The following is a 24,249-nucleotide window of genomic DNA, read 5'->3' on the forward strand; positions in this document are numbered from 1 at the left end:
GGATCCTGGTCCGGGCTAATTATATCAACTGCAGCATCACAATGCAGTCAAATCAGTGAGACATTATTCACCCACAACGCAGGTGGTACACAGCGTATAGATGTTGTTGGGGTCGTTAAACTGGGTGATCATCGCAGCGCTCTGTTGCACCTGCTGGAAAAGCTGGTTGAGTCCCGCATGAGCAACCGAGTTCAGTGGCTCTTTTGGTTCATCAGCAACTGCCAGCAATGATTGCATGGTCGCTGAGCCGAAGATATCCTGGATCAGTTGCTCTTTTTCCGACAGCGTTTGTTCAACAGTGTAGACTTCGTAATGCTCAAGGTTTGCCATTTTAGCGGCGGCCTCAATAGCCTGCTGCTTGGTACCTAGCTCATCGATGAGGCCGAATTCATGTGCCTGAGTGGCAAGCCATACACGCCCTTGTGCAACATTATCGACGTCGGATGGTGCCAGGTTACGGGAGTCCGCAATCACAGATATAAATTTCTGATAGGCATCTTCAACACCCATTTGCAATACATGAGCAAATTTAGGGTCCAGACCGCGGGACAAAGAGGAGGACTTCAGCTCAGTGGTTGCGACACCATCTGAATATACCCCCAGTTCTTTGAGTGAGTTTTCAAATGTCAAAATGGTACCAAATACACCGATTGAGCCGGTAATCGTGCTGGGCGATGCCCAAATCTCATTGGCTGATGCAGCAATCCAATAACCACCGGAAGCCGCCACAGAGCCCATAGACGCAATCACAGGTTTACCTACGGCTTTAATGGCCAACACTTCGTTACGAATGACCTCAGAAGCAAACATACTGCCACCGCCGGAATCAATTCGTAACACTACGGCCTTAACCTTGTCGTCAAGTCGGGCTTTACGTAACAGCGCCGCGGTAGAGTCACCACCTATCATGCCCGCCTTGCGCTTGCCATCTACTATGGTGCCTTTGGCAACCACAACGGCTACTTTTTCGACAAAGGGGTTAGGGCCAAAATCGAGCGCGTTAATTGTGGCATAATAATCTTCAAAGGCGATTTGCTTATAGCGCTTTCCTTCATCCTGAGTGCCAACAAGATCAATCATTTTTTGGTTGAACTCTTGATCGGTTGCAAGCGTATCGACCCAGCCATATTTAATAGCAAACTGCCCGGAATCGCCCGTGACTGAGGCCATTTTTTCCACATATTGCGTTAGCGTTTCGTCAAAGTTTGTTAGCTCAAAACCGCGCTTACTCGCGACATCTTGTTTGTACTGCGTCCATAGCGCGTCTAGCCATAGTTGGTTTGCTTCTTTAGCGGCAGGGGACATGTCATTGCGGATAAACGGCTCGACTGCTGATTTGTAGGTGCCAACACGGAAAATGTGCTGAGTGACCTTGAGCTTTTCCAGTGCATCCTTAAAGTACATAGGGTAAGAGCCGTAGCCACTGATATTGATACCGCCATAAGGATGCATTGAGATTTCATCGGCGTGGGCTGCCAGGTAGTACTGAGACTGGCTGAAGTAAGGGCTGTGGGCGAAGACCTTTTTATCTGCCTCTTTAAAAGACTCAATCGCACCTGCTACGTCCCGCAGCTTATCCAGGTGGGCATAGTGCATATGCCGTAAATCTAAATACAGGGCCTTAATGCGGGGATCCCGTGCTGCGGTATTGATGGTATTGACGACATCGTCAACCAGCATTTCTTTGGGTAAGTCTTGCTTGCCAAACACATCACCCATTGCTGCATCAATCGGGTCAACATAGGTAAGTTGCTCAACCAATTTGCCTGACAGGTTCAATCGCAATATGCTGTCCTGTGCGACCTGGGGCTGCTCTTCCGCTGAAAAAATACCGATCGCTGCTGCGATAATCAAAAAGAAGAACAAAATGTTCAGCACCAGGCGACGAGAAAAGTTTAACGCGTGCCAGATACCGAGAAAAAATTTACCGATCAATTTCAAAGCCGTACCTCTGAATGTCTTAGTGGAATGTACTCATTCTTAATCATAACTTAGTTGCCTCTGCGCTGTTAGAACAAAAACGTAACTAAGTATTTTTATGGCGACGATGGGGTAAAAATCAATCACTTTTCTATCATTGGTGGGGCTTTTACAGAAATTAGTCGCGGTTTTTGCTTGCGAAAAAATATAAAATCGTTAATGTTCACAGGTAAGACCAGTTACATTGGGGCACGCAATGTTAGAACAAAAATTACAATTGAAGAATACAGATTTGCGAAATCGCTTGGTCATGGGCTCGATGCACACAGGCCTGGAAGAGGGATGGCATAACAGGAAGCGGCTTAAGGCCTTTTATGAAGAGCGCGCAAAGGGTGGTGTAGGGTTGATCATCACCGGGGGTTACAGCCCGAATTTGCGGGGTAAGCTGACGCCTATTTCCTCCTCATTCAACAGCCGCTATGACATCATCAAGCACCGCGCCTACACGGATGCGGTTCACGCACACGGTGGTAAAATCTGTCTTCAGTTACTTCATGCCGGGCGTTATGCCTATCATCCATTTAATGTCGCACCCAGCGAGATTAAGGCTCCGATCAACCCATACACGCCAAAATCTATGTCGTTGAGCATGATCCGTAATACCGTCAAAGACTTTGCCAAGTCTGCCCGAATGGCAGAAAAAGCAGGGTACGATGGGGTTGAAATCATGGGCTCAGAGGGCTATTTGATCAACGAGTTTATGGCTGAGCATACGAATAAACGTCAGGACTTATACGGTGGCACGCTGGAAAATCGAATGCGTTTAGCTGTCGAGATAGTCCGCGCGGTGCGGGAAAAAGTTTCGGCTAAATTCATCATCGTATTTCGTTTGTCTGTAATGGATTTGATCCCCAATGGGTCAACTGCCGAAGAAGTCACAGCGCAGGCCAAAGCACTGGAAGAAGCCGGCGTCGACATTCTTAACACTGGCATAGGCTGGCATGAGGCACGTGTGCCAACGATTGCCAGCATGGTACCTGCCGGCGCGTTTCGTGAGGCATCAAAACGCCTGAAGGACGTCGTAGATATCCCGGTTGTTGCAGTTAACCGCATCAATACGCCTGATCTTGCCAATGATATTCTCAATCAGGGTGAGGCTGACCTTATTTCCATGGCGCGTCCTTTACTCGCCGATCCTGAGTTTTTCAACAAGTATGCACAAAACCAGAGCGAGCAAATTAATATTTGTATCGGGTGTAACCAGGGCTGTCTGGACCATGTGTTTAAAGGCAAGCGAGCAACTTGTCTGGTAAACCCTCAGGCAGGTTTCGAGCTGGATTATCCACTGACGCGCACCAACAGTCCTAAGCAGGTGCTGGTTGTGGGCGCCGGTCCCGCAGGTCTGTCTGCCAGCTGCTATCTGGCAAAGAAAGGGCACAAAGTTACACTGATTGATAAGAACGAACATGCTGGTGGTCAGTTCAACTTGGCAATGCGCATACCTGGTAAAGAAGACTTTAAATACACCCTAAATTACTTTCTGAAGGAAGTGGCACGTTTGGGCGTGACCATGAAGCTTGGTTGCGAGTATGAGCCGTCTATGGCTCAGTCTTATGATGATATTGTCTTCGCGACGGGTGTGAGCCCCAGACAGTCCAGAATTACTTGCAGCGATGGCAAACGTGTTTTTGCTTACGATGAAGTGATCCGCAAAGAAGTTGAACTGGGAGACAAAATCGCTATTCTGGGTGCCGGTGGTATTGGCTTCGACATGGTTGCTTTTCTCGCCGAGCAGGCTGATCAGAGTATTGATGAGTTCAAAGCACAGTGGGGAATTGAGTGTCAGCCATCAGACACTGCAACGGGGAAAAAACTTTACATGCTTAAACGCAGTGAAGGGCGCTTTGGCAGTAACCTGGGTAAGACAACAGGCTGGATCCACCGTGCAGTTGCAAAGCATCATAACGTTGAGCAGATAGCCGAGTGTGAATATATTTCATTCGACAGCAAAGGCTTGCTGATTAAGCAAGGGGAGAAAGAACGTGTTCTGGATGTCGACACTGTGGTTGCCTGCATTGGACAAACCTCTAACGATGCCTTGTTCAATAAAGACGCTATGCCTGCCAATCAACACGTCATCGGCGGCGCTAAACTAGCGGCAGCCATTGACGCTAAGCGTGCTATCTATGAAGCGCTACAGGTTGCCAGAAAAATCTAGTTAATCCACTTCAAACAAGACACGGGTATGTCATATCGGCACAATACTCGTGTTTTGTATCAGCTTAATCAACAACCTTTGCAATAAAAAACGGTGATTTAAGGTCTACACTCTATAACAATCGTTATAACAGACTTTATTTATGCTTAAATCACTCTATTCCCTTTATCGCTCCATACTGGACAAATCCTCCTTGCTTGATGGGCTGGCCCCTTTGATGTTGAGGCTGATCCTGGCACCTGTGATGATCATCGCCGGATACAGCAAACTAAACTTGGCCAACAGCGAACTCGATTGGTGGCAGCGTCTGCTGGCCGATGAAAACGTGGTTGCTTGGTTTGGTAACGCACAGTGGGGACTGGGCTTACCGGCTCCAGATCTGCTGGCGTTCCTGGCCGGCTGGACCGAGTTCTTAGGGGGCTGGTTGTTGTTAATTGGCCTGGCTACGCGCCTGGTGTCTGTGCCACTTGCTGTGACTATGTTTGTCGCAGCCACTCAGGTGCACTGGCATAACGGCTGGTTTTCGGTCGCACCAAGCAATCCGGATACCAGCGCGGCGCAGGTATTTGCCTGGCTGGGCAGTGATGCTGCCGAGCAGAGTCTGCAAGCCAGTACAGAGGTGGCAGAGCGGCTGTCCCGTATCAAAGAAATAGTAGAAGCCAATGGCCTGCCGGAGTACCTTTATGAATACGGTAACCCCGTGATTCTGAACAATGGCATTGAGTTCGCCGCCATTTACTTCGCGATGCTGATAAGCCTGTTTTTTACCGGTGGCGGGCGCTTTTTTAGTGTGGATCATTGGATTCGAAAAATACTTGAACCCGATCCGCATTATCTGCCCTAAGCGATTTTTAGAGACAGGTACTAAACTTTTAGGACTGTGTCGCGTTAGAATAGTGAGCGAACAGAATTTTTAGGAATTACAAATGGATGCCATAGAACTATTATTGACGCGACAATCCGACAGCAACTTGTCTTTCCCGGGACCCGATGCCAGACAGCTGGAAGTGATACAAAAAGCCGCCCTTAAGGTGCCGGATCATGGCGGGCTTAAGCCATGGCGCTTTTTTGTGGTAGAGGAGCAGGGCAGAGAGAGGCTGGGCGAGATCTTCCATCAGGCTGCCGTTGAGGAGCAACAAGAGCAGCGTATCATCGACCGTGCCAAATCATTACCTGAGCGCGCGCCTATGCTGATCATTGCCGTTTCTCCCTACATGGAGCACCCTAAAGTGCCCCGAATTGAGCAAATAGAAAGTGCGGCTTGTAGCGTTTTGGCGATGCAGCAGGCTGCCTTTGCGCAGGGCCTTTCGGGTGTTTGGAGAACAGGCTACTTCGCACAAAGCAGCTCAGTTAAACGCCAGCTTGGGCTGAATGAGCAGGATGAAATCGTCGGTTACCTGTATCTGGGCACACCAACGGTGCAGTGCACTAAACCTGTCAGGCATCAGCCTGAAGACTTCTTTACGAAGTTATAATACGAAGGTGTATTTGAGGTAGAAAAGAAAATGCCGCCAGATGGCGGCATTGGGCTCAGATAGGAACTGTTTGTCTTTTGCTATTAGCGTGTAAGATAAACAGGGCCTACAAACTTAGAAGTAACCACGAATACCCAGTTTGAAGTTACGACCTGGCAGTGGTGCCTGCTCTTTGATAAACGAGCTGTGTACAAAGCCAAGCTCATCTGTGATGTTGTCGACATTCACATAACCAACCAGATCTACACCAGATAAACTGAAGTTGTAGCTAAAGCTTGCATCAAGCAAGGTGTAGCTGTCTGTTTTAGTTTCTGACTGCGCAAGGTTGTCCTGCGTCATATAGTGAGTCGCACTTAGTTCAGCCATGAAGTCTTGTAGCTCGAAGCGGTAGCTTGTGCCCAGCTTGTTCGATGGAATACGTGGCAGGTATTCGCCTGAGTCCAGCTCAGCTCTCAGATGGTCACCAAAGACCTTAATGCGATTACGGGCATCAATCTGATAGTGGGCATCAAATTCAAAACCATATAGTTCAGCATCGGCGCTTTCAAACTGATACACAGGTAAGGCACCATCATGGTGATGATCGGCTACTTCCAGACCATGTGCGCTTGTATACATGTAGCCAGTATTGCGCTGGTAATAGTAGTTTGAGACATCATTGTAGAAAAAGTTAACATTATAACCAAAGTCGCCAATAAAGCGTCTAAAGCTGATATCCAGATTGGTTGATCTTTCCTGCTCTATGCTTTCAGGCTCGAAATGTGCTTCATTACCTTCGATGTGGTAGCCAAGGCCCAGCTCATAAGTAGAGGTGGCTATGTGCAGGCCATTTGACAGCAGCTCGGCAGTCAGAGGTGCACGCTCTGAGCGAGACAGGTTAATGGCAACATTTTGTCCCTCTGCGTAGTCATACACAGCACCAATTGAGGCACTGAAGTTAGTCGTATCCAGTGTATAGTCGATCACCTCGGCCATGTGCTCATCTTCATGACCTTCATGCTCGTGGTCATGCTCATCGTGACCGTGGTCATCATGATCATGCTCGTCATGGTCATCGTGGCCTGACGTAAAGTTGCTCGACAGCGCGAAGTCTTCAACACGGGCACCCAGCTCTAACGTCACATCACCAAAGCGTCGCTCTTCAAGTACGTAGAATGCATGTGTTTTTGTGTTAGTCGCTGGGGTGAACGCTTCTGCGCCCTCAGCGGCGTAGTCACTGTCAGAGAAGTGATAGCCGATAATACCGTGCCACTCGCCCAATCTATGCTCGATATTGGTTCTAAGCTCAGTTGTTTCGTTAGTGAACGTTGTTCCAACTGCACCATGTTCAATCTCAGAGTGTTCATAATCGGTAAAACCTGCGCGCACCTGAATAGATTCTATCCAGTTGTTATGCAATGCATAGTTAAATAGCGCCTGCCATCTGTCTTGTTTAACACGCGCGAAGACTGATTCTTCTTCTGCGCCATGTGCATGATCGTGCTCGTCTTCGCTATGCTCATCATGGTCGTCATGAGCATGTTCGTCGTGGTCATGATCATCATGGTCATGCTCGTCGCCATGGTCGTGATGTTCATGAGAGTGGGCAGGGATCCCATAGTCTGTTTCAATGCGACCGTAAGATAAGCCAACCGTCAGGTGATCGCCAACGAAGCTGGTACCAATATTAAACTGCTCAGAGTCGATGAAGGTATTAGCTACACGCTCTGCGTATTCAGTCTCGCCATGTGACTCTTCACCATGTTCTTCTTCTGCATGCTCGTCGTGACCATGTTCTTCATGCTCATCATGATGCGCTTCATCGTGGTCATGATCTTCATGCTCTTCACCTGGTAGGGCAAAGCGCGGTGTTTCATAGTCGCCACCTTTACGCGTTACGCCGTCAAAGTGGAAGTTGAAACCGTTGTTACCGGCTTCAAATAAAGCAGCAACTGTGTTGGTGTTTGAGTTAGTGTCGTGGCTGAACTCAGCTGCGCCCTGAACCCCTTCAATCACATCAGTGGGGATACGGTTATCTACGACATTAACTACACCACCGATAGCACCTGAGCCATACAGCAATGTAGCTGGGCCGCGTAGCACTTCAATTTGCTGTGCTGACAAAGAATCGTTGGTATTGGCGTGATCAGGGCCGACGCGAGATGCATCACTGCTGTCTAGGCCATTTTGGGTGATTTTAACGCGCGGACCGTCTAAGCCTCGAATAATAGGGCTAGAAGAAACTGGGCCAAAATAGCTGGCATTAATACCTGGAAGCTTCTTAAGTGTTTCACCCAGTGTCGGTTGCGCGCTGTTTTTCAGTTCGTCACCACCAAGCACAGTTACCGGAGAGGCCATTTCGATGTTATTTTTGTGTAGTGCAGACGCATAGACAACAACACTTTCTACAGAGCTCGGTGTCAGTTTGACTGTGACATAAGGAGAGTCTGGAGAAACATCGATACGCTCGTTAACGAAGTTATTTTTGCTTACATGAAGCTGTGAATCCTGATCGACATTAATGCTAAACTGACCGTTAATATCGGTTTTAACGGACTGCGACTTACCATGTAAGTGTACGGTGGCATTAGGAACTGGTTGATTATTGGTATCCAGCACTTTACCTTTCAGTTGTGCGGCAGAGGCCTGAGAAGAAAAAATTGCGCTGGTAATGGCAAAAGTGATCAAAGATTGTTTAAACATAGTACTCTTTCTGGATTGATTATACTTGCAATAATATAACACCGCACTATTACGGTATCAATGATGTTATACTATATCTGCAAGTTTGCATTATTTTGACGGCTTCATATAGTTAAAGTGCTAGGTTCGGACGGATAAATCATGGCTGATCTCTTTGTTTTTAAAGTGCGGATGAACATTGCAGACTTGTTTCATCATGCACATCATCAGGAAGTGTTCACCGCCGCGTTGCAAAAAGCCGAAACGCTGGAGCACTTTGTGTTGAAGCTAATCGGTTTCTGTGGCTTATCGTACCTGGATAACGTGCACTGGCTGGGGGTGAGAGAGAAAAATCAGCCCGATGTCTGGCTTGAAAATGCGCATGGGCAAATTGACGTTGCGCTGTATGTTGGTGAGCCTAGCCTGAGTGAGCTGCAAAAGTATCGTAAGCATGCAAATAAAGTGGTCTGTCTGGTGGCCGACGCAGACGCCTGGTATAAAGACCTTTCCCCCCACCTGATAGCGATGCAGGACATCCGTATTTTTTCTTTATCCGCGGACTTTGTGAGTCAGCTGGCTGGGGCACTGTCACGCAGTCTGCACTGGGATGTGATGATTGATAATGGCGTGATAAGCGTCAGTGATAAAGCAGACTACTATCAAAGTGAGATCATTAAACTACACTAGCTTAATGATCACATCGGTCACGGGCTTACTGCAACAAAGTAAAATTTCTCCGTCACGCACAAACGCGAGTGGTTCCTGGTTGTAGGCTATCTTTCCCCGGCAAAGCTTGGCACGACAAGCACCACAAAACCCCTCGCGGCATTGATAGGCAACTTCAACTTGATTCGCTTCTAGTGTAGCAAGCAGTGAAGGGGAGTGAGCCGCATGTAACAGCGGCTCCTTTTCTGGGTCAAGAAAGATTTTTTTGACTGGCCTGTCCGTCATTACAGGTCAAAATCACCAAAGTCTGAGGCATCGACTTCTGAGTCAATCTGACCAACCAGATATGAACTAATCTCGGCTTCTTGTGGGGCAACCTGAACATTGTCAGACACCAGCCAGGCATTGATCCAGGGGATAGGGTTGCTGTTACTTTCAAATTGCGCCGGCAAACCCACCGCGGTCATACGGACATTGGTAATGTATTCAACATACTGGCACAGGATGTCTTTGTTCAGGCCAATCATAGAACCGTCTTTGAACAGGTATTCCGCCCATTCCTTTTCCTGCTCTGCGGCTTCGACAAACATCTGAATTGCCTGCTCCTGACATTGCGCAGCAACGATGGCCATTTCTGGATCGTCTTTGCCGTCCTGCATAATGTTCAGAATGTGCTGAGTACCAGACAAGTGCAGTGCTTCATCGCGGGCGATCAGCTTGATGATTTTAGCATTACCTTCCATCAGCTCACGCTCAGCGAACGCAAATGAACAGGCAAAGCTCACATAAAAGCGAATGGCTTCCAGAATGTTCACCGACATAATGCACAGATAAAGCATTTTTTTCAGCTCAAACAGGTTAATGTGCACTGTCTCGCCGTTGATTTCGTGCTTACCTTCACCGTACAGATTGTACAGAGAAACCTTCTCGATTAACTCGTCATAGTGCTTAGTCACGGCCTCTGCACGCTCACTGATCTTGTCGTTCTCGACGATATCATCGAAGATAAGCTCAGGGGATTTTGTCACATTACGAATAATGTGAGTGTATGAGCGGCTGTGAATAGTTTCACTGAATGCCCAGGTCTCAATCCAGGTTTCCAGCTCAGGGATCGATACGATTGGCAACAAAGCCACGTTTGGAGAACGGCCCTGAACACTGTCTAACAGAGTTTGGTACTTCAGGTTACTCAGGAAAATGTGCTTTTCGTGCTCTGGTAGTGCCTGGAAATCCAATCTGTCTTTGCTGACATCGACTTCTTCGGGACGCCAGAAAAAAGACAGTTGCTTTTCGATCAGTTTTTCAAAAATAGGGTATTTTTGCTGATCATAACGGGACACATTAACAGACTGACCGAAAAACATCGGCTCCTGTAATTGATTGTTGTGGGTTCTGTTAAACGTAGAATACGACATAGATAATTCTCGACACCAAAAAAGAGCGGGTAAAATACCCGCTAACCAAGATTAGATTTTACAAGCGCCGCCTGCACAATCATCGTCTTCAGCCTCAGGCTTCATTTCGTCCTGAGCGTCCGATGCACCGTCACGGGTGTTGTGGTAATACAGGGTTTTTACGCCCAGTTTATATGCAGTAAGCAGATCTTTGAGCAACAGCTTCATTGGTACTTTACCGCCTTCAAACTTAGTCGGATCGTAGTTGGTATTTGCCGAAATTGTTTGGTCGACGAATTTTTGCATAATACCTACCAGACCTAAATAACCATCGTTTGACGGGATATCCCATAATAGCTCGTAGTTATTCTTCAATCGCTCGTACTCAGGCACGACTTGTTTAAGGATACCATCTTTACTGGCCTTAACGCTAATGTGACCACGCGGTGGTTCAATACCATTGGTTGCATTTGAGATCTGAGAAGAGGTCTCAGACGGCATCAGTGCAGACAAGGTTGAGTTACGCATACCGTATTGCATGATGTCCTGACGCAGTGCATCCCAGTCCAGGTGCAGTGGCTCACTACAAATAGTGTCGACATCTTTTTTGTAGGTATCGATTGGCATAATGCCTTTTGCGTAAGTCGTCTCATTAAATTTAGGACATGCACCACGTTCCTGAGCCAGCTTGTTAGACGCTTTCATCAGGTAATACTGAATGGCTTCAAATGTTCTGTGCGTCAGGCCGTTGGCACTGCCATCTGAATATTTCACGCCATTCTTAGCCAGGTAGTAGGCAAAGTTTATGACACCAATACCCAGTGTACGACGTCCCATAGTGGCATTCTTTGCCGCTGGGACAGGGTAGTCCTGGAAGTCTAGCAGGTTGTCGAGTGCACGAACGGCCAGCTCAGCTAACTCTTCGAGTTCATCCAGGCTGCTGATGGCACCCAGGTTAAATGCAGACAGGGTACACAGTGCAATTTCACCTTCTTCGTCATTAACGTGACTCAATGGCTTAGTCGGCAACGCAATTTCCAGACACAGGTTAGACTGGCGGATAGGCGCAACTTTGGCATCAAACGGACTGTGCGTGTTGCAGTGGTCTACGTTTTGCAGATAGATACGGCCTGTACTGGCACGCTCCTGCGCAAACATAGAGAACAGCTCAAGTGCTTTAATGCGTTTCTTACGGATTGACTCGTCCTGCTCGTACTGTGCGTACAGGCGCTCAAATTTGTCCTGATCTTCAAAGAAGGCATCATACAGGCCCGGTACATCTGACGGACTGAATAGTGTGATGTAATCATCTTTGATCAGACGCGTGTACATGGTTTTGTTGAACTGTACACCGTAGTCAAGGTGTCTTACCCGGTTCTCTTCAACACCACGGTTATTTTTCAGTACCAGCAGGTTCTCAACTTCCAGGTGCCAAAGCGGGTAAAACAGCGTTGCTGCTCCGCCACGTACGCCACCCTGAGAGCAGCTCTTTACAGCTGTCTGGAAGTGTTTATAAAAAGGAATACAACCTGTGTGGAATGCTTCGCCATTGCGAATAGGGCTACCCAGCGCACGAATTCGACCTGCATTGACACCGATCCCGGCACGCTGACTGACATATTTTACGATGGCAGACGAGGTGGCGTTAATCGAATCTAGGCTATCTGCCGTTTCGATTAATACACATGAGCTAAACTGACGCGTTGGTGTACGTACGCCCGACATAATAGGCGTCGGTAACGAGATCTTGAACTGAGACACCGCGTCGTAAAAACGCTTGATGTAGTCAAGGCGCGTTTCTTTTGGATAATCAGAAAACAGGCTGGCTGCAACCAGAATATACAAAAACTGCGCACTTTCGTAGATTTCGCCAGTAACGCGGTTCTGAACCAGGTATTTACCTTCCAGCTGTTTTACCGCAGCATAGCTGAACGACATATCACGGTCATGATCAAGGAAGTCGTTTAGTTGCTCATATTCTTCGCGGGTATAATCGGTCAACAGACCTGCATCGTAGCGCTTGTCTTCAACCAATTTAGTCACGTGGTCGTAAAGATGAGGCGGCTCAAACTGGCCATAGGCCTTCTTACGCAAATGGAATACAGCAAGACGCGCCGCAAGATATTGGTAGTCTGGTGTATCTTTTGAGATCAGATCGGCAGCTGCTTTGATGATAGTCTCATGGATGTCTTCTGTGCGAATACCATCATAAAACTGAATGTGAGACTTAAGCTCTACCTGAGAAACCGACACATTATTCAGGCCTTCGGCAGCCCAGTTTATCACTCGATGAATTTTATCTAAATCAAGCGGCTCTTTACGGCCGTTACGTTTACTGACAGATAATTGTTGGTTCATAGCTACGCCTGTATTCCCCCGGAATGCGGTAATTGTCATCGCATATTCATAATTGCTTAGCATTTCACCACTATATATGGTGTCTGCTAGAAAGAGGATCACAAGATAGTGGGGTTATCACCATTTTGCAATAGAACAACTTTCCATGGATTGTGGATAACATAGGGATAATATTTCTATGTTAGTGAATACTAACCTTCTGCTATCCAACATCCCAGTAAGCAAAAAAAAATCAACTCGCGTCAGCCGATTTTTCGCTTTTTTTAAGAAATTTTCGCAAATTGCACGACTGTTTTTTTTCTGCGCAAGTTTGTTCTCAATATAGTATAAAACACAACATATAGTGGTGTTTTATTATTAAAGGCACTAAATATGAGAAAATAGTGATTCTGGGTTAGTAAGATCCAGATCCGCAGACCAGCTTTGTGCCTCTTTAAGGGATGGAATGAATCCCCATAAGGCTGCGGCTGAACGCATACCCGCTGCTTTCGCCGCGGCAATATCGCGTGCTGCGTCCCCCACATAAATACATTGCTCTGGGTCCACGCCCAATCTCTCGGCGACGAGCAGCAGAGGTTCTGGGTGTGGTTTGGCAACGCTTAAGGTATCGCCGCAGACAACGACCTCAATGTCGTTTAGTGCCTCTATCTGCTCCAGCAAAGGCAGAGTCAGAAAAGTCGGCTTATTGGTCATAATGCCCGTTTTTATCCCCTTATGTGCAAGTGTCTCTAAGAGTGATTCAACGCCTGAAAAACAGCGTGAGTGCACCGCCAGATTTTGCGCGTAGTAGTCGAGCACCTGTTGTTTGAGCATCTCGAAGTCGAACTCGCTCAGCTTATCGCCAAAGCCAACTTCCAATAGCGCTTTCACACCATTTGAGATAGCAGGACTATAAGCTGCAGGCTCTACTTGTGGCATGCCATGTCTTTGCAATACATCGTTAAGTGCGGCACCCAGGTCATCACGGGTATCGAGCAAGGTACCATCGAGGTCAAAAATTACAGCCTGTGTCATGCGAGCTTCTCGAAGTGGAGGAGGTAATTCACACTGACGTCATCGCTCAGCGTAAAGGTTTTACCAAAGGGGTTGTAGTTAATCCCGGCAGCGCGTCGTACTTTCAGCCCTTCGGCTTCTGCCCAGCCAATTAAAGTAGAAGGGCGAATGAATTTATTGTGGTCATGGGTACCCGGTGGCACCATCTTCAGTACACGCTCAGCGGCAACAACGGCCAGCAAAAAGGCTTTGTGGGTCTTATTCAGTGTGGAGAAAAACACATCGGCGCCGGGTTTGGCTGCTTTTGCCACTGCGGCAACAATAGAGGCCGGGTCGGGCACATGCTCAAGCATTTCCATGCAAGTAACGACATCAAACTGTTCACTATGGTGCGCTGCGAACTCTTCGGCTGATACTTTGCGATAGTCAATGAAGACTCCGGCTTCAAGCGCGTGCAATTTGGCTACATTGAGCGGCTCCTGACCGAGGTCTATACCATGTGCTTTGGCACCCATTTTGGCCATGCTTTCCGTCAGAATGCCGCCGCCGCAGCCCACATCCAGTACTTTTTTCTCAAACAAGCCACCACAACGGTCATTGATAAAGTCTAAGCGTAGCGGGTTGATGTCATGCAAAGGTTTAAATTCACCGTCGCGGTCCCACCAGCGCTCAGCTATCTCTTCAAACTTGGCAATTTCACTTAAATCTACATTTTGATGTTCGGTCATAAAAAACTTCCTCGTTGAACTGAGGGCATTCTATCGGTATTGGATGAAATTTCCGAGTCATTTAGCCACTGCATTAACCCAGAAACTATGATAGTATCCCCAGTCGAACTAATAATAATTGAGCCTTTTGATGTCCATAGTGTGACACAAAAGGGAAAGACTCTGAAGGAAAGTGGTATTAAATGACTGATCTTGCCAATGAAATCCTCCCGGTCAATATCGAAGACGAATTGAAAAATTCCTACCTTGATTACGCGATGAGCGTTATCGTTGGACGTGCGTTACCGGATGTCCGCGATGGCCTGAAGCCTGTACACCGTCGCGTGTTATTCGCAATGAACGAGTTGCGTAACGACTGGAACAAACCTTATAAAAAATCGGCCCGTGTTGTGGGCGACGTGATCGGTAAATACCACCCGCATGGTGACAGTGCGGTTTACGATACCATTGTTCGTATGGCACAACCGTTTTCACTGCGTTACATGCTGGTAGATGGCCAGGGTAACTTCGGTTCAGTCGATGGTGACTCCGCGGCGGCAATGCGTTATACCGAAGTGCGTATGGCGAAAATGTCTCACGAGCTGTTGGCAGACCTGGAAAAAGAAACCGTTGATTACGTGCCAAACTACGATGGCACAGAACAAATTCCTGATGTGTTACCAACAAAAGTACCTAACCTGTTGGTGAATGGTTCGTCTGGTATCGCGGTTGGTATGGCGACAAACATTCCGCCTCACAACCTGACTGAAGTGATCAACGGCTGCTTGGCTGTGATCCAAAACCCGGATATCACCATCGATGAGTTGATTGATTATATTCCGGGTCCGGATTTCCCGACTGCAGCTATCATCAATGGCAAAAAAGGTATCGAGCAGGCTTATAAAACCGGCCGTGGTAAAGTCTATATCCGTGCCCGTGCTGAAATCGAAACCGATGAGAAAACCGGCAAAGAAACCATCATTGTCAATGAGATCCCATATCAGGTTAACAAAGCGCGTTTGATTGAGAAAATCGCCGAGCTGGTTAAAGACAAGAAGGTAGAAGGGATCAGCGCACTGCGTGACGAATCTGACAAAGACGGTATGCGTATTGTTATTGAGATCAAACGTGGTGAAGTGGGCGAAGTTGTTCTGAACAACCTGTATGCTCAAACTCAGCTACAAACTGTGTTTGGTATCAATATGGTTGCGCTGGATAACAACCAGCCTAAGTGTTTCAACCTTAAAGAAATGCTTGAAGCCTTTATTGTTCACCGCCGTGAAGTGGTAACGCGTCGTACCGTTTATGACTTGCGTAAAGCACGTGATCGTGCGCACACGCTTGAAGGTTTAGCGATTGCGCTGGCGAACATCGATCCTATCATTGAACTGATCCGTAAGTCACCGACACCAGCAGAAGCCAAAGCGGCGCTGACAGCGCGCCCGTGGGAGCTGGGTTCAGTACGTTCTATGCTGGAGCGTGCTGGCGAAGAGAATGTGGCGCGTCCAGACTGGCTTGATGCTGAGTTGGGGATCCGTGATGGCCAGTACTATCTGTCAGAGCAACAGGCTCAGGCTATTCTTGATTTACGCTTACACAAGCTAACAGGCCTTGAGCATGAAAAGATCCTGGGCGAATATCAGGAGCTTCTGGATTTAATCGCAGAGCTGTTGTTGATTTTGTCTTCACCTGATCGTCTGATGGAAGTGATCCGTGACGAGCTGGCGGAAATTAAAGAAAACTATGGCGATGAGCGTCGTACTGAGATTTCTGCAGCAGCGCACGACATTAGCCTGGAAGATCTGATCAACGAAGAAGATGTGGTTGTGACCTTGTCTCACGAAGGCTATGTGAAATATCAGCCTCTGTCTGATTACGAAGCGCAGCGTCGTGGTGGTAAAGGTAAAGCTGCTACTAAGATGAAGGATGAAGACTTCATTGAGCGTCTGCTGGTAGCCAACACCCACGATACAATTTTGTGCTTCTCGACTTCTGGTCGCCTTTACTGGTTGAAAGTGTACCAGTTGCCACTGGCATCGCGTGCCGCGCGTGGTAAGCCGATTGTTAACTTACTGCCGCTGGAAGCGGATGAGCGAATCACCACGATATTGCCGGTTAAGCAATATGAAGAAGATAAGTTTGTCTTGATGGCCACGGCCAATGGTGTGGTCAAGAAGACGCCATTAACAGCATATAGCCGCCAGCGTGCAAGCGGTATTATTGCCATCAACCTCAATGATGGTGATAGCCTGATTGGTGCGGATATTACAGATGGCACTAACGACATCATGCTGTTCACTGATCACGGCAAAGTTGTACGCTTTAACGAGAAGCTGCGCGACGCTGAAACTGGCGAAGTGAAGATTGACTCGGAAACCGGTGAAGAAATGCTGGCATTGCGCCCAATGGGTCGTACTGCGACTGGTGTACGCGGCATTAAGATGCCGGATGACGTCAAAGTGGTTTCACTGATTGTGCCTAAGAACGATGGTGCGATTCTGACTGTCACCGAAAATGGTTATGGTAAGCGCACGCCACTTGATGAGTACCCGGCTAAGAGCCGTGCAACGCAAGGGGTGGTTTCCATCAAGGTAACTGAACGTAACGGCCGTGTAGTGGGTGCTGTTCAGGTTCAGGACAACGACGAGATCATGCTGATTTCGAACCGAGGCACGCTGGTACGTACCCGCGTGAACGAAGTATCGACTGTTGGGCGTAACACTCAGGGCGTTATTCTGATCAGAACGGTTGACGACGAGCAGGTAGTTGGTTTACAACGTATCGAAGAGATCGAAATCGACGACACCCTGGAAGGGGAAGCAGAGCTTGTTGAAACGCCTGACACTGACGAGCAGGCACCGGAGTAATCTGGTTCAAGACAAAAAAGCGGCTTAGGCCGCTTTTTTATTATTTCGACACACATCATTTGGGCGTACAGGCGTCATATCCTGTGCGTTCACAAAATAAGTAAGCACACTGCCTGTGGCAGTATAAAAACTGGAATGAGGAAACTATGCGCGTTTATAACTTTTGTGCGGGCCCGGCGATGTTGCCACCTGCTGTTATGAAAAAAGCCCAACAAGAATTTATTAACTGGCAAAACCTGGGGGTCTCTGTGATGGAGATCAGCCACCGTTCGGCACCGTTTTTAGAACTGGCGCGTGAATGCGAAGCAAGCCTACGTCGTCTGATGAATATTTCGGATGAATTCGAGGTGCTGTTTATGCACGGTGGTGGTCGTGGCCATTTTGCCGCGGTCCCTCTTAACCTGCACCAGGACGATGCACCTGGGGTATACATCGAAAATGGGATCTGGTCTTGTGGTGCGACCAAAGAAGGTCAAAAGTTCACTCAGGTTGAGTCTATCGATATTCGCCGTGATCAGGATGGCGTGTTCGACGTGCTGCCTGTTTCTCAGTGGGCACTACCTGACAACGCCGCATACATTCATTACTGCCCGAATGAAACCATCGACGGAATTGAATTATTCGAGGTGCCAAAGCATCCGACGGCGCCAATCGTCGCGGATATGTCGTCAAACATTCTGTCACGTGAGATGAACGTAGATGACTTTGACTTAATTTACGCAGGTGCACAGAAAAACATTGGTCCATCGGGTTTAAGCATCGCGATTGTGCGCAAAACGCTGCTTGAGCGCAAAGGCCTACCGAGACCGGCTATTTTGGATTACGCAATCGAAGCGCAGCAACAAAGCATGTATAACACGCCACCGACGTTTGCCTGGTACCTGGCCGCCGAGGTATTCAAATACCTTGAGTCCATTGGTGGCGTTAAGGCGATGGAAGCACACAATAAAGAAAAAGCCGCACTACTGTACGATTACATCGATAGCTCTTCTTTCTACCTGAATAAGGTAGCCAAGCATTGTCGTTCACTGATGAATGTCCCATTTTGGTTGCATGATGAGTCTTTGAATGAGCAATTCCTGGCACAGGCGCAGGAACATGGTCTGATAGCACTGGAAGGCCACCGTTTCGTTGGTGGTATGCGTGCGAGCATTTACAACGCGATGCCCATTGAAGGCATCAAAGCACTGATCGCATTTATGGAAAAATTTGCGCAGGAGAACAGCTGATGGAACAACTGAGGTTAAACGCCATAGACAAGGTTAATGGCAGTGTCACGCTGCCAGGTTCAAAGAGCTTATCAAACCGAGTGTTACTGCTGGCTGCGTTGTGTGACGGCGTCACGCAAGTGAATAATTTACTCGACAGTGATGATATTCACCACATGCTTCAGGCACTTGCTCAGATGGGGGTGGAAGTAGAGCTCAATGAAGATAAAACCTCAGCCCGAGTCTTTGGGAAAGGCGGGCGCTTCAAAACGCCTTCAGAAGCCTTATTTTTGGGCAATGCGGGTACGGCATTCAGGCCGCTGACGGCTGTGTTGGCAGCGAGTCAGGGCCAGTTTACGCTGATCGGCGAGCCGCGTATGGAAGAGCGACCGATTGGTCACCTGGTGGATGCTTTACATGCACTGGGGGCGGACATCCAGTATTTGAAAAACCAAGACTACCCGCCGCTACAGGTTAATGGTTGTGCAATTGAAGGGGGGGAAGTTGAAATTGATGGCAGCATATCAAGCCAGTTTCTGACGGCATTGCTGATGGCTGCCCCTTTGTTTGTCAAAGACACCACAATAAGGATCAAAGGGGAGCTGGTTTCCAAGCCTTATATTGATATTACTTTGGGCGTGATGGCACAGTTTGGTGTCACCGTCAGCCATGATAATTATCAGGTGTTTCATGTGAAAGGTCAGCAAGGTTATGTGTCTCCGGGCGCCATCATGGTAGAAGGGGATGCATCCTCTGCTTCTTACTTTATTGCCGCCGCTGCCATCGCCGGTGGTGAGATAGAAATTAATGGCGTTGGACGCAAGAGCGTGCAGGGCGATATTGGTTTTGCCAAGGTGATGGAGCAGGTGGGGGCTGTGATTGACTGGCATGATGAAAAGCTGGTTGTCCGCAAAGGCGAGCTGAAAGGGGTCGATATTGACGCAAACGCCATACCGGATGCGGCTATGACGCTGGCAACAGTGGCTTTGTTTGCCACAGGTAAAACTGCTATTCGTAATATCTATAACTGGCGCGTGAAAGAAACCGATCGCCTGTATGCCATGGCAACTGAGCTCAGGAAAGTCGGTGCTGAAGTAACTGAAGGGCACGATTTCATCGAAATCACCCCGCCTGATACGTTTAATCTGGCACAGATAGACACCTACAATGACCACCGTATTGCGATGTGCTTTTCCATGGTTGCCGTTGGTGGGTTTGATGTGATCATCAATGACCCTGGTTGTACGGCGAAAACTTTCCCGACTTATTTTGAGGTGTTATCTTCAGTAAGTCAGTGATACCTGCCCGGTTATATCTGTTGTCCTGAACACACCAGTTTACCCGGTTTTGGGCAGTCAGTTTTAATTATTGACTGCCTACCTGGCCCCATATTCCCGCCAACGCGCTGTCGTAAATTTAAAATCAAACAAAAAGTTACATGTCAATAAGGATCTATTCAGCAAACTTGCGTATAATACCGGCGTTAATTTTTGGTGTGCATTTCGGGAGGTTTAAATGCAGGCTGTCATGCCAGTAATCACCGTGGACGGCCCGAGCGGCTCGGGTAAAGGAACGGTTTGTCGTTTGTTAGCTGAGAAGCTCGATTGGGACGTTTTGGATAGTGGCGCTATTTATCGCGTATTGTCTTTGGCCGCTATTCATCATCATATTGCACTCGATAACGAAGAGGCCTTAGTGCCGCTTGCCGCTAATTTGGATGTTCAGTTTCCAATCGATAGCGTTACAAAAAAAATTAAAGTGATCCTTGAAGGTGAGGACGTAACACATACGATCCGCAATGAGGAAGTGGGCGCAGCAGCGTCAAAAATCGCCGCATTACCTCGGGTTCGTGAAGCATTACTGCGTCGTCAAAGAGCCTTTCGAAGTGAAAGTGGTCTGATTGCTGATGGCAGGGATATGGGCACGGTTGTTTTCCCAAATGCTGAGTTGAAAATTTATTTAACAGCCAGCGCACAAGAGCGTGCAAAGCGTCGTTATCTGGAGTTGAAGGATAAGGGCCTGGATGTTACACTAGATGGTCTTTTGAGCGAGATTGAAGCTCGTGATGATCGTGATATGAACCGCAAAGTCGCGCCTTTGGTGCCTGCGGACGATGCTGTCGTGGTCGATACGACTGAATTAGATGCAGAACAAGTGTTTGCAAAAGTCATCACTTTAGTTCAAGAGGCAATTGCCGCAGGCAAGTTGCCCGCATCAAGCTAGATTTTTTTACCGCGTTGGCAGGAAGCCGACGTTATATTAACCACCCCATGCAGCATGGTTGCTAATTGGAATGTTTATTTATGAGACGTATTTAGTATGTCAGAAAATTTTGCGCAGTTATTTGAAGAAAGCCTAAAGGGTTTTGAAGCAGAGCAAGGCTCTATCGTTAAAGGTACAGTTATCTCAATCGAGAACAACATCGTTCTTGTTGATGCTGGCCTTAAGTCTGAAAGTGCAATCCCTGCAGAGCAATTCAAAAATGCTGCTGGTGAACTAGAAGTTGCTGTTGGCGACGAAGTAGATGTTGCACTAGACGCTATCGAAGATGGTTTCGGTGAAACTATCCTTTCTCGTGAGAAAGCGAAGCGTCACGAAGCTTGGATCCGCCTTGAGAAAGCTTGTGAAGAACAAGAAACTGTTGTTGGTGTCATCAACGGCAAAGTTAAAGGTGGTTTCACAGTTGAAGTTGATTCAATCCGTGCATTCCTACCTGGTTCACTTGTTGACGTTCGTCCAGTACGTGACACAACACACCTTGAAGGTAAAGAGCTTGAGTTCAAAGTAATCAAGCTTGACCAGAAGCGTAACAACGTAGTTGTTTCTCGTCGTGCTGTTATCGAGTCTGAAAACTCACAAGAGCGTGAAGAGCTGCTGGCTAACCTTGTTGAAGGTCAAGAAGTTAAAGGTATCGTTAAGAACCTAACAGACTACGGTGCGTTCGTAGATCTGGGCGGTGTTGACGGCCTACTTCACATCACTGACATGGCTTGGAAGCGCGTTAAGCACCCAAGTGAAATCGTAAATGTTGGTGACGAGATCGCAGTTAAAGTACTTAAGTTCGACAAAGAGAAGACACGTGTTTCTCTAGGTCTTAAGCAACTTGGCGAAGATCCTTGGGCAGCTATCGCTGGTCGTTACCCAGAAGGCGCTAAGCTAACTGGTCGTGTTACTAACCTAACTGACTACGGTTGTTTCGTTGAAATCGAAGAAGGCGTAGAAGGTCTGGTACACGTATCTGAAATGGACTGGACTAACAAGAACATCCACCCTTCAAAAGTTGTTTCACTAGGTGACACTGTTGAAGTTATGGTTCTTGAAATCGACGAAGAGCGTCGTCGTATTTCTCTTGGTCTTAAGCAGTGTAAAGCTAACCCTTGGCAGGAATTTGCTCGTCTACAGAACAAAGGCGACCAAGTTACTGGTAAGATCAAGTCTATCACTGATTTCGGTATCTTCATCGGTCTTGACGGTGGTATCGACGGTCTTGTACACCTGTCTGACATTTCTTGGAACACGCCTGGCGAAGAAGCTGTACGTGAATACAAGAAAGGCGACGAGATCTCTGCAATCGTTCTTCAGGTTGACCCAGAGCGTGAGCGTATCTCACTAGGCGTTAAGCAAATCGAAGCTGATCCTTTCAATAACTACCTGGACGCAAACAAAAAAGGTGCTATTGTTAAAGGTAAAGTGACAGACGTTGACGCGAAAGGCGCAACTGTTGAGCTTATCGAAGGCGTTGAAGGCTACATCCGTGTTGCTGACATCGCACAAGAGCGCATCGAAGACGCAACTAGCGTTGTTTCTGCAGGCGACGAAATTGAAGCTAAATTTGTAGGTGTTGATCGTAAGAACCGTACTATCAGCCTATCTGTTAAAGCTATCTTCGAAGCTGAAGAGAAAGAAGCGCTTGAGAAGCTGAAGAAAGAAGAGCCAGCATTTGAAAATGCAATGGCTGCAGCTTTCAAAAACGCTCAAAAAGACTAATATCCAGTCTTGAATAGAAGGGCACTTTTGCCCTTCTTTTTTATCTAAAGGAAACGCTATGACAAAGTCAGAACTAATCGAAAAACTTGCTGAGCAACATATTCACGTTCCAGTCAAAGACGTTGAAAATGCGGTAAAAGAGATTTTAGAGCAAATGGCAGGGTCACTTTCAAGCTCAGATCGCATCGAAATCCGCGGCTTTGGCAGCTTTTCACTCCACTACCGTTCACCCCGTACAGGCCGTAACCCTAAAACTGGTGAAACAGTTGAGTTGGATGGAAAGTACGTACCTCACTTCAAGCCTGGTAAAGAGCTTCGCGATCGCGTCAACGCCAGTCTAGAAAGCTGATTATAGAGGTAACGCTTGATCCAGGTAGTTAGAAAAGGACTATTTTTGATACTGGTGGTAATCGCTTTTGTGCTGGGAACACAAAACCCAGCGTTGGTAAAAGTTGACTACATCATTGCCAGTTCAGAAGTGCCGTTGGCCAGCTTAATGAGCCTATGTGTGGTATTCGGTTTGGTATTAGGGTTGTTGTTGGGCATTGGCAAAATAACGCAGTTAAAAAGGCAAATTCGCCAGCAACAGAGAGTTAATCAATCGACACAGCGCACAGCCGTAAATGATTGAACTACTTTTCCTATTGCTTCCCGTCGCAGCTGCTTATGGCTACGTTATGGGGAAAAACAGCGCCAAGAATCAAGCCCATGAACAAAACCGAAAAATTACCTCGGAGTACAGTAAAGGATTAAAGTTTCTTTTAGATAGAGAAGAAGATCAGGGCCTTGAGCACCTGATAAAATTATTAGAGGTCAGTGCTGACTCCGTTGAGCACTACCTCATACTCGCCACCTTATTCCGCAAAAGAGGTGAACTCGACCGGGCCATCCGCATCCACGAACTACTTCTAAAGCAGCCAAGTCTGGACATTCAGGTGATTCAATCTTGTAAACTGGCGCTTGCAGAAGATTACATTATGGCTGGTTTACTAGACAGCGCCGAGGAACACCTGGTTGAGCTGGTTAAGGCCGACTATGAAGAGGCATTGATGCCTATTATTCAGCTGTATTCGCAAACCCGGGATTGGCAAAAAGGCGTGAGCATGTACGAAAGCCACGCAGAACTCTTTACCGAGCAAGTCTACTGCGCCGCCATTGCTAATTTTTACTGTGAAGCCGCACTGGAGTATCAGGCTTCAGAAAATCAAAGTACAGATCATTTCACCGATTACCTGGAGCGTGCGCTTAAGCTACCCAAAACGACGATCAGACCCCTCTATGAATTAGGCCATGATGCGCTTGGTAAAGAAGATAACGTGAAAGCCATTTACTATTGGCGTAAATTGGTGTCTCAGTTTCCTTGCGCCATTCCGCTTGTACTGCAAGATCTGCAGGTGTGCTATCAGCGCCTTAGTATTGAGCATGAGTTTCATGCACTGGTCAATGACTTGCTAAAAACCAGTGGTGTACTGGTAAAAATAAAACACTGCGAAGGGCTGGTTGAAGCAGGGCATGCTCAACAGGCAGTTGAGTACCTTACTGACAGCCTGAAACGCGAGCCTTCTATTCGGGGGTTCAGTTTTCTGCTCAAGCTACTGGCCACTAAGCAGGATAAGTTTCAGTCCGTATTAAATGAAGTAGACAATCTGGTATCTGCTTATGTTGCAACTAAGCCAGATTACCAGTGTAGAAATTGTGGCTTTACCAGCCACAAACTCTATTGGTTATGTCCCTCCTGTAAGTCTTGGGAGTCAATCTTGCCAAGTCAGGGCGTGGACGGGTATTAAAATATCGA

19 protein-coding genes are annotated in these 24,249 nt (G+C 47.5%); 12 read left to right on the top strand and 7 right to left on the bottom strand.

Features of this window, described 5'->3' with window-relative positions:
* Positions 1–63: 63 nt before the first annotated feature.
* The gene (sppA, locus tag L1285_RS13335; RefSeq protein WP_235412891.1) at positions 64–1,935 is read right to left on the bottom strand and encodes a signal peptide peptidase SppA; all 1,872 of its coding nucleotides are present in this window, start codon (positions 1,933–1,935) and stop codon (positions 64–66) included.
* Positions 1,936–2,176: 241 nt separating this feature from the next.
* Here sppA and L1285_RS13340 point away from each other — a divergent pair, with 241 nt between their 5' ends.
* The 3 genes from L1285_RS13340 (at position 2,177) to L1285_RS13350 (ending at position 5,613) form a co-directional block, all read left to right on the top strand.
* A complete protein-coding gene (locus L1285_RS13340) occupies positions 2,177–4,138 on the top strand; it encodes an FAD-dependent oxidoreductase (protein ID WP_235412728.1) in 1,962 nt (653 codons plus the stop codon).
* Positions 4,139–4,280: 142 nt separating this feature from the next.
* A complete protein-coding gene (locus tag L1285_RS13345; protein WP_235412729.1) occupies positions 4,281–4,982 on the top strand; it encodes an HvfX family Cu-binding RiPP maturation protein in 702 nt (233 codons plus the stop codon).
* 82 nt (positions 4,983–5,064) lie between these two features.
* Positions 5,065–5,613 (top strand): NAD(P)H nitroreductase, encoded by a 549-nt coding sequence (locus L1285_RS13350; protein ID WP_235412730.1) that lies wholly within the window; start codon positions 5,065–5,067, stop codon positions 5,611–5,613.
* A gap of 114 nt (positions 5,614–5,727) precedes the next feature.
* Here L1285_RS13350 and L1285_RS13355 read toward each other — a convergent pair whose 3' ends face one another.
* The gene (locus L1285_RS13355) at positions 5,728–8,295 is read right to left on the bottom strand and encodes a TonB-dependent receptor (RefSeq protein ID WP_235412731.1); all 2,568 of its coding nucleotides are present in this window, start codon (positions 8,293–8,295) and stop codon (positions 5,728–5,730) included.
* 141 nt (positions 8,296–8,436) lie between these two features.
* Between L1285_RS13355 and L1285_RS13360 the strand changes: the two genes are divergently transcribed.
* Positions 8,437–8,961: a YaeQ family protein gene (locus L1285_RS13360; protein ID WP_125779992.1), complete on the top strand. Its 525-nt coding sequence runs from the start codon at positions 8,437–8,439 to the stop codon at positions 8,959–8,961.
* Here the strand turns inward: L1285_RS13360 and yfaE are convergent.
* From yfaE to ubiG, 5 genes are all read right to left on the bottom strand, one after another.
* Positions 8,953–9,225 carry a class I ribonucleotide reductase maintenance protein YfaE gene (gene yfaE / locus L1285_RS13365; protein WP_046004362.1) on the bottom strand — a complete coding sequence of 91 codons (273 nt, stop codon included), beginning with the start codon at positions 9,223–9,225 and terminating at the stop codon, positions 8,953–8,955. The genes L1285_RS13360 and yfaE overlap by 9 nt on opposite strands.
* Complete coding sequence (gene nrdB, locus L1285_RS13370; RefSeq protein WP_046004363.1) at positions 9,225–10,355, bottom strand: class Ia ribonucleoside-diphosphate reductase subunit beta; 1,131 nt, start codon at positions 10,353–10,355, stop codon at positions 9,225–9,227. Before nrdB ends, yfaE begins: the two co-directional genes overlap by 1 nt.
* 51 nt (positions 10,356–10,406) lie before the next feature.
* Positions 10,407–12,692, bottom strand: coding sequence for a class 1a ribonucleoside-diphosphate reductase subunit alpha (gene nrdA / locus L1285_RS13375; RefSeq protein WP_235412732.1), 2,286 nt, complete (start codon positions 12,690–12,692; stop codon positions 10,407–10,409).
* Between the two features lie 366 nt (positions 12,693–13,058).
* Positions 13,059–13,706, bottom strand: coding sequence for an HAD family hydrolase (locus L1285_RS13380; RefSeq protein WP_235412733.1), 648 nt, complete (start codon positions 13,704–13,706; stop codon positions 13,059–13,061).
* Complete coding sequence (gene ubiG / locus L1285_RS13385) at positions 13,703–14,413, bottom strand: bifunctional 2-polyprenyl-6-hydroxyphenol methylase/3-demethylubiquinol 3-O-methyltransferase UbiG (RefSeq protein ID WP_235412734.1); 711 nt, start codon at positions 14,411–14,413, stop codon at positions 13,703–13,705. The genes L1285_RS13380 and ubiG overlap by 4 nt, the downstream gene beginning before the upstream one ends.
* Before the next feature lie 182 nt (positions 14,414–14,595).
* Between ubiG and gyrA the strand changes: the two genes are divergently transcribed.
* The 8 genes from gyrA (at position 14,596) to lapB (ending at position 24,241) form a co-directional block, all read left to right on the top strand.
* The gene (gene gyrA / locus L1285_RS13390) at positions 14,596–17,259 is read left to right on the top strand and encodes a DNA topoisomerase (ATP-hydrolyzing) subunit A (RefSeq protein WP_235412735.1); all 2,664 of its coding nucleotides are present in this window, start codon (positions 14,596–14,598) and stop codon (positions 17,257–17,259) included.
* A gap of 146 nt (positions 17,260–17,405) precedes the next feature.
* A complete protein-coding gene (gene serC, locus L1285_RS13395; protein WP_235412736.1) occupies positions 17,406–18,488 on the top strand; it encodes a 3-phosphoserine/phosphohydroxythreonine transaminase in 1,083 nt (360 codons plus the stop codon).
* Entirely contained in the window at positions 18,488–19,765 is a 1,278-nt protein-coding gene (gene aroA / locus L1285_RS13400; RefSeq protein ID WP_235412737.1) for a 3-phosphoshikimate 1-carboxyvinyltransferase, read from the top strand. The genes serC and aroA overlap by 1 nt, the downstream gene beginning before the upstream one ends.
* A gap of 217 nt (positions 19,766–19,982) precedes the next feature.
* Positions 19,983–20,690 carry a (d)CMP kinase gene (gene cmk, locus L1285_RS13405; protein ID WP_235412738.1) on the top strand — a complete coding sequence of 236 codons (708 nt, stop codon included), beginning with the start codon at positions 19,983–19,985 and terminating at the stop codon, positions 20,688–20,690.
* Positions 20,691–20,786: 96 nt separating this feature from the next.
* Complete coding sequence (gene rpsA / locus L1285_RS13410; protein ID WP_125717586.1) at positions 20,787–22,454, top strand: 30S ribosomal protein S1; 1,668 nt, start codon at positions 20,787–20,789, stop codon at positions 22,452–22,454.
* Positions 22,455–22,512: 58 nt separating this feature from the next.
* On the top strand, positions 22,513–22,803 hold the full coding sequence (gene ihfB / locus L1285_RS13415) for an integration host factor subunit beta (protein ID WP_046004371.1): 291 nt from the start codon (positions 22,513–22,515) through the stop codon (positions 22,801–22,803).
* Positions 22,804–22,818: 15 nt separating this feature from the next.
* Positions 22,819–23,085, top strand: coding sequence for a lipopolysaccharide assembly protein LapA domain-containing protein (locus tag L1285_RS13420; protein WP_046004372.1), 267 nt, complete (start codon positions 22,819–22,821; stop codon positions 23,083–23,085).
* A complete protein-coding gene (lapB, locus tag L1285_RS13425; protein ID WP_046004373.1) occupies positions 23,078–24,241 on the top strand; it encodes a lipopolysaccharide assembly protein LapB in 1,164 nt (387 codons plus the stop codon). The genes L1285_RS13420 and lapB overlap by 8 nt, the downstream gene beginning before the upstream one ends.
* Positions 24,242–24,249: the final 8 nt, after the last annotated feature.

Source organism: Pseudoalteromonas sp. DL2-H2.2 (assembly GCF_021532535.1).
GTDB classification, from domain to species: Bacteria; Pseudomonadota; Gammaproteobacteria; order Enterobacterales; family Alteromonadaceae; genus Pseudoalteromonas; species Pseudoalteromonas rubra_A.